The organism is Streptomyces oceani, assembly GCF_001751245.1.
Taxonomy (GTDB): Bacteria; Actinomycetota; Actinomycetes; order Streptomycetales; family Streptomycetaceae; genus Streptomyces; species Streptomyces oceani.
Genome location: NZ_LJGU01000102.1, coordinates 1 through 7,076, shown reverse-complemented (window position 1 = coordinate 7,076; position 7,076 = coordinate 1). Strand labels below are relative to the sequence as shown.

Genomic DNA, 7,076 nt, shown 5'->3' with positions numbered 1-7,076 from the left:
GGCGAACGGTCGGAGCGCGCGGCCGGGCGGTCAAGCCCCGGGCGGTCGGCGTGCCGACCGGTCAGCCCGGGGCCGACTGGTCGGCCGCGCGCTCCAACAGGCCGGTACGAGCCGCCAGCGCGGCAGCCTCCAGCCGGGAGCCGACATCCAGCTTCAGCAGCACCCGTTGCACGTGCGTGCGCGCGGTGCTGGGCGCGATCCGCATGCCGGCCGCGATCCGCCGGGTGTCCTCCCCCTCCGCGACCCGCACCAGCACTTCGGCCTCCTTCGAGGTCAGCAACTCCAGCAGCCGACGGCCCTCGTCGTCCGGCTCGACGGCCGGGTCCAGGAGTTCGGCGAAGGCGTCCCGCAGCAGCCGTGGCCCAACAGCCACCTCTCCCGCCCGTGCCCGCAGCATGGCCCGTTCCACCCCGTCGATCCGCTCGCCCTGCCGGACGTAGCCGGAGGCCCCCGCCGCGAAGGCGGCGGCGATACCCCGCGGGCTCGGCGCCGGCCCCAGCACCACGACAGCGATCCGCGGGCGCTCCCGCTTGATGCGCAGCACCGGGTCGAACGCGCCCGGCCGGGCCGGCTGGGACGTGCCCAGCACGCACACCTCCGGTGCCCGGCCGATGACCAGTCCGGCGGCCCCCGCGCTGGGCGCCGCCGCCGCGAGCACCCGATGGCCGCGCAGCTTCAGCGCCGAGGCCAGCGCCTCGGCCAGCAACCGCTGGTCATCCAGCACCACCAGCCGCACACTCATCGGCAACTCCTCGCCTCTCCCCCGTCACACGCACCGGCCCCCGCCGGTACGCCACACCTGGGCGTACCGGCGGGGGCCGGACTGTGTCGCGTCGACTCGACGGCCGGGCGACCGGCCGAGGCGGCGCGGCGTGGCCGCACGCCAGGGTCGTACGCTCAGCGGGCGCCGAAGCCCACGCCGAGCAGTCGCTCGTCGACGAACGTCCCCTTGTCCTTGGTGACGTACGGATCGGGCAACAGCAGCTTGCCGTACTCGAACACGACCTCGCCCCTCGAGGAGATGGTGCTCGGCCCGTACTCCTTCTCGTAGTCCAGGGAGGACTTCGGGAGGTTGAGATACGGCGTCTGCTTGCCGCTGGCCGGGTCCAGGCCGACGATCTGCCCGGGGTCCATGTAGTCCGCCAGGCGGTAGGCGACGACCGTCTCGCCGTCCATCTGGATCGGCACGATGGTGCGGTCCTTGCCCGCGTCCGACTTCCACGAGGTGTCGCCGGACTTGAGGTCGATGGCCATGATCTCGTTCGTCCGCTCGCCCTCCCTGGAGCCGGCGTGCTCCTTGGTGGACAGGTACACCTTGTCCTTGCCGACCGTCATGCCATGGCACGACTCGACCTCGGTGCCGCAGGGGGTGTTGTAACGGTCCCCGTCGAGGGAGATCTTCGGCGTGAACTTGCCGCCGGACAGGGTCATGATGTCCGTCGGCGTGCTGGTGCCGGCGCCCGCCACGAGCACCATCGGGCTCGTGGAGGCGACCCGTATGGTCTCGACCCCGCTGGATACCTCGTACGTCTTGGTCGACTCGCCGGTCTTCGGGTCGAGTTCCTGGATCTTGAACTCCTCCTCCCCGAAGTCCCCGCACTCGACGACGGCCAGCAGCTTCTCGCCACCGGCGTATCCCGCGTCGTTGCAGTCGTTGGAGGATTCCTTGGCCGACCAGACCTGCTTGCCGCCGTCGATACGGAAACCGACCGAGCCGCCGATCCACGCGGAGGCGACGGTCCCCTGGCTGATGGTGATGTTCTCCGGGTCCGGGCTGTCGCCCGGGATCTCCTTCTGCCAGACCTTCTTGCCGGTCTTCAGGTCGATCAGCATCATCTGATTGCAGTCAGCGGCGCTGGACTTGGTCTCCCGGAAGGTGACGGCGGTCTTGTTGTCCTTCGTCTGGTGCTGGGAGGCGCCGCACAGCTCGCCGTCCAGCGGGAGCTCCCACGCCTGTTCGCCCGACGCCGCGTCGAAGGCGACGACGCTCTCGGTGGAGGTCTTCACGAAGGACTTCTCGGTGGCCCAGGCGCCTGGCACGGCCACCTGCTCCTCGACCTCGGGCGCGGGCATCTTGGCGATCATCTTGCCGTCGGTGCTCTGCGGCTTCTTCTTCGAACCGCCAGCGCCCTCCGTCCCCTGGGAGTTGGAGTCGCTGCCGCCGCCCTTGCCCGCCTCGTCGTTCTCGTCGTCGCCGCCCTGGCTCACCAGGAACACGCCGGCACCGACCACCAGCACCACCGCGACCACGGCGGAGATGATGGCGATCAGCTTGGAGTTGTTACGGCCGCCACCGCCGCCCGCTCCGGGCGGCATCGTCGGATACCCGCCCGGAGGCTGCCCGGGTGGCTGCCCGAACCCGCCGGGCGGCGGGGGCTGCGGAGCGCCGAAACCACCGCCGGGCGGCATGCCGGGAGGTGCGCCCGGCGGTTGCTGCGGAGCGCCGAAACCACCGCCGGGCGGCATGCCCGGTGGCGTGCCGGGCGGTTGCTGCGGATAGCCGTATCCAGGTGCCTGGCCCGGCGGTTGGTTCGGCGGTTGTCCCGGTGGCTGGTTCGGCGGCTGCTGCGGATAGCCGTACCCTCCCGGCTGCCCGCCATCGGAGCCGGGAGGCGAATCCTTTGGCCCGCCGAAGCCACCAGACGGCGGCTGGTTCGGCGGCGGAGGCGGCTGCGACATGACCATCCCTCTTTACGGGCAGACCGGCGCCCGGCGACCTCAAACCCCCGTAGGGCCGAGCGATTCGGACATATGGCCCGCCAATGCTGACAGGTAAGTGGATGTTCTTTCTATCACCGGACACCGACAGACCGGACCGTGGTTCCCGCAGCGGCAACGTCCTCGTTATCGGACCGCAGCCAGCGTAAACTTGGACATACCACATCAATACACTCGCAACAAGTCCGCGCGGGCAGCCGCACGTTGGGGGTGGGGTGAGCGACCTGACACCGCCCCGTCCGGACGTTCAGGCGCGGGAGTCCCCGGGACGGCCCGGCGACGCCTGCCCGATGTCCGCTCCGGAACCAACCCGTCGCAGCGTCTCCTGCGGGCCGTGCCAGTCCAGGCACAGCACGGTGGCGTCGTCCCGCAGACTCCCTCCGGCGGCTTCCAGGACCGTGGACGTCAGCGCGAGCGCGGCCTCGCGCGGGTGCAGATCCCGGGTGGACGCGACGAGAGCGGGCAGCTCGACATGCTCCGCGTCCCGCTCCAGCATGCCGTCGGTGAGCATGATCAGCCGGTCGCCGGGGCGGAGGTCGAGCTCCTGCTCCTGGTACGGGCGTCCGGTGAACTCGGACAAGCCGATAGGGGCGTCCACCGCGCAGGGGACCTCCGCCACCGAACCGCCGCGCATCCGCAACGGCCAGGGGTGGCCGGCGTTCACCAGCAGCGCCCGCCCGGTGCTCAGCTCGACCCGGAGCAGCTGCCCGGTGGCGTGCCCGCCGCCGTTGTCAGCCAGCACGTCACCGGCCCGCTGCGCCTGCGCGGCGAGGCCGGCACCCACGCGGCGGGCCCCGCGTAGCGCACCGACGAGCAGCGTGGCGGACAGCGCGGCCGTGAGGTCATGGCCCATCGGATCGGTGATCGACAGATGCAGGGTGTCGCGGTCCAGGGCGAAGTCGAAGCTGTCGCCGCTGATCTCCTCGGACGGCTCCAGGTTTCCGGAGAGGGCGAACTGCGCCGCCTCGCAGGAGAGCGAGGCCGGCAGCAACCGGTGCTGGATCTCCGCCGGCAGCGTGAGCGGCCGGGAGCGTTTGCCCCAGGTGTAGAGGTCGGTGAAGCGCTGGTCGGCGATGACGATGTAGGCCAGCGCGTGCGCGGCCTCCTTGATCTCCTCGAGGACGTCCTCGTCCGGCTCGGCCGGCAGCAGCAGCTCCAGCAGGCCGATGGCGTCCCCACGGTTGGTGACCGGGGCGATCACCCGCTGTCCCCGCTGGATCGTCTCCTGGTAGCGCTGCTGGGTACGGATCACCTGCTCGTAGACGCTGCCGAACAGCGCGATCCGCTCCAGCTCCGTTCCGCCGTCGGCGACGGCGGAGGTCGTCAGCCGCACCACGGCCCGCCCCGTCAGGTCCACGATGAGGAACGACACCTGGGACGCGTCGAAGCGCCGCCGGAGGTTCTCGGCGACCACGTCCACGGCCTCGCTCGGTGCCGCTTCCTCCGCGGCCGTCAGCAACCGGGAGAGCTGTTCGATCCCGCTGTTCACGCCCGGCTCCCTTCCCGCGTCCCCGTCACCCCAGCCTGAGTGCCCGTGCGGCGCGGGTCAAAAGCTTCCGCTCCGGTGCGCGCGGCTCCCGGTCGGCGGCCCCGGCCACCGGTCGGCGGTCGGCGGTCCCGACCACCGGGTCGCTCTGCCGTCTCCGGGCCGCGCTGTCGCCCGTACCAGAGCGGACGGAGGACCCGACCCTGTCGGGACTTCGCGACATCGACTCTGGGAGCTGTACGCTCGCGCTGGTGATATCCCGTGACGAGCTGCTGCCGTGGCTGATCTCCGCAGGCGGGCCGTTCATCGCCGTCCCGGACAGCGTGCGCGACCAGTGGCGAGGCGTCGACCCGAACTCCGATCTCGAGGGCGCACACGACAGCTGGGGGGATTACGGACGCGCCTGCCAGGCCACGGCCGGAGAAGACGCCGAGCACTACGCCGCCGTGATCGAGGTCGGTGGCGCCGAAGCCCTCGTCCTCGGCGAGGGCAAGGGGTCGGCGACCTTCCTGCCTGACCGGTAGCTGTTCGTGCAGTACGCGCCGGACGGCCCGGAAACCGAGTTCCTCGCCGACCTGGACAGCCCCTTAGGCTCGCCACCCTGCCCTGGCGGAGGGCCAGGAGTACGTGGACGGTCGACGGCCCGGCCAGACTGATCGACTCCGCGTGTCCCGGCGACGACCCCGACGCCCACCTGGCCGTCGACATCCCACCAGGGACATACGCGATCAGCTTCTGCGACTCGGGCAGCGTCTTCGTCAGGTTCGACGCCCAGCCAGCGAACTGACGCCCGCCACGTCGCTTCGGCGCCGCCAGCATGTACGCCCTGGGCTCAGGCGTCCTCCGCCAGCTCCAGCCAGCGGGTCTCCAGACCGTCCCGGTCCTCGGTCAGCTCCCGCAGCTGGGCGTCCAGCTCGGCGACCAGCTGGAAGTCCGTAGCGTGCTCCGCGATCCGGGCGTGCAGCGACCGCTCCTGGTCGCCGATCCGGTCCAGCTTCCGCTCGATGCGCTGGAGTTCCTTCTGCGTCGCGCGAGACGGCCCGGCCCCCTTCGTAGGCTTCGTGCCCGCCCCCCGCTCACCGGCGCCGCCGGGCGTGCCCGTCGGGGCGCCCTCCGTGGCCGCGGTACCCCCACGTCGTCCGCCGCCCTCCGGCGCCGGCGCGCCGGCCTGCCCTGCCGTACGCATCCGGGCGCGCCGCTCCAGGTACTCGTCCACGCCGCGCGGCAGCATTCGCAGCGTGCCGTCGCCCAGCAGCGCCATGATCCGGTCCGTGGTGCGTTCCAGGAAGAACCTGTCGTGCGAGATGACCACCAGTGAGCCCGGCCAGCCGTCCAGTACGTCCTCCAGCTGGGTCAGCGTCTCGATGTCCAGGTCGTTCGTCGGCTCGTCGAGGAACAGGACGTTCGGCTCGTCCATCAGCAACCGCAGCAGTTGCAGGCGGCGCCGCTCGCCGCCGGAGAGGTCGCCCACCGGCGTCCACTGGCGCTGCTTCCCGAAACCGAACCGCTCGCACAGCTGGGAGGCGGTCATCTCACGCCCCCTGCCGAGGTCGACCCGGCCGCGCACCTGCTCCACGGCCTCCAACACCCTCAGGCCCGGGTCGAGTTCGGCTACCTCCTGGGAGAGGTACGCCAGCTTCACCGTCTTGCCGACCTTGATGTGCCCGCCCGCCGGTTGGTGCTCGCCCGCGCTACGGGCCGCCTCGTCCAGCGCGCGCAGCAGCGAGGTCTTGCCGGCGCCGTTCACCCCGACCAGCCCGACCCGGTCGCCGGGGCCCAGCTGCCAGGTCAGCTGCCGCAGCAGGACCTTGTCGCCCGCCTCGATGGTGACGTTCTCCAGGTCGAGCACCGTCTTGCCCAGGCGCGAGGTGGCGAAGCGCATCAGCTCGGCGTTGTCCCGGGGCGGCGGCACGTCCGCGATCAGCTCGTTCGCCGCCTCCACCCGGAAGCGCGGCTTGCTCGTACGCGCCGGGGCGCCCCGGCGCAGCCAGGCCAGCTCCTTGCGCATCAGGTTCTGCCGCTTGGCCTCCTCGCTGGCCGCGATCCGCTCCCGCTCGGCGCGGGCGAAGACGTAGTCGCTGTAGCCGCCCTCGTACTCGTGGACCGTGCCGCCCTGCACGTCCCACATCCGGGTGCAGACCTGGTCCAGGAACCAGCGGTCGTGCGTCACGCAGACCAGCGCGGAACGGCGGGCGCGCAGGTGACCGGCCAGCCAGGCGATGCCTTCCACGTCCAGGTGGTTGGTCGGCTCGTCCAGCACGATCAGGTCCTGCTCGGCGATGAGCAGTTGCGCCAGCGCGATACGCCGCCGCTCGCCGCCCGAGAGCGGGCCGATGACGGTGTCCAGGCCGTCCGGGAAGCCAGGCAGGTCCAGTCCGCCGAACAGGCCGTGCAACACGTCCCGCACCCGCGGGTCACCGGCCCACTCGTGGTCGGCCAGGTCGCCGAGCACCTCGTGTCGTACGGTCGCCGCCGGGTCGAGCGAGTCGTGCTGGGTGAGCACCCCGAGCCGCAGGCCGCCGGAGTGGGTGACCCGGCCGCTGTCGGCGGGCTCCCGCTTGGCGAGGACCCGGACCAGCGTGGTCTTGCCGTCGCCGTTCCGTCCGACGACGCCGATCCGGTCCCCCTCGCTGACACCGAGCGAGAGGCTGTCGAGCAGCGCACGGGTGCCGTACACCTTGTCGACGGTTTCCAGATTGACGAGGTTGGCAGGCATCTCTCTCCCGTTACGCGAGCCGGTCAGCCGTCCAGGGTAGTCGCCCGCCGGCGGCTACCGGCTCGCCGGCGAGCGGCGGTACGGGCAAGCCCGGGCGGGCGGGCGGCGTACGGGCGGGTGCCGTACGAGCGGTGGCGGCGTAGGGGCCGGCAGCGG

At 71.7% G+C, this 7,076-nt stretch carries 5 protein-coding genes; 1 reads left to right on the top strand and 4 read right to left on the bottom strand.

The window, feature by feature from the left end:
* Positions 1-61 precede the first annotated feature (61 nt).
* The 3 genes from AN216_RS03675 to AN216_RS03665 all read right to left on the bottom strand — a co-directional run bounded on the left by AN216_RS03675 (position 62) and on the right by AN216_RS03665 (position 4,207).
* Positions 62-742: a helix-turn-helix transcriptional regulator gene (locus AN216_RS03675; protein ID WP_070195134.1), complete on the bottom strand. Its 681-nt coding sequence runs from the start codon at positions 740-742 to the stop codon at positions 62-64.
* A 155-nt stretch (positions 743-897) separates the two neighbouring features.
* On the bottom strand, positions 898-2,316 hold the full coding sequence (locus tag AN216_RS03670; protein ID WP_244502302.1) for an outer membrane protein assembly factor BamB family protein: 1,419 nt from the start codon (positions 2,314-2,316) through the stop codon (positions 898-900).
* A 649-nt stretch (positions 2,317-2,965) separates the two neighbouring features.
* Complete coding sequence (locus AN216_RS03665) at positions 2,966-4,207, bottom strand: PP2C family protein-serine/threonine phosphatase (protein WP_079166218.1); 1,242 nt, start codon at positions 4,205-4,207, stop codon at positions 2,966-2,968.
* Positions 4,208-4,455: 248 nt separating this feature from the next.
* Here AN216_RS03665 and AN216_RS29030 point away from each other — a divergent pair, with 248 nt between their 5' ends.
* Positions 4,456-4,728, top strand: coding sequence for an Imm21 family immunity protein (locus AN216_RS29030; RefSeq protein WP_070195132.1), 273 nt, complete (start codon positions 4,456-4,458; stop codon positions 4,726-4,728).
* 308 nt (positions 4,729-5,036) lie between these two features.
* Here the strand turns inward: AN216_RS29030 and AN216_RS03655 are convergent, their stop codons facing one another.
* The gene (locus AN216_RS03655) at positions 5,037-6,920 is read right to left on the bottom strand and encodes an ABC-F family ATP-binding cassette domain-containing protein (RefSeq protein WP_070195131.1); all 1,884 of its coding nucleotides are present in this window, start codon (positions 6,918-6,920) and stop codon (positions 5,037-5,039) included.
* Between the last annotated feature and the right edge of the window lie 156 nt (positions 6,921-7,076).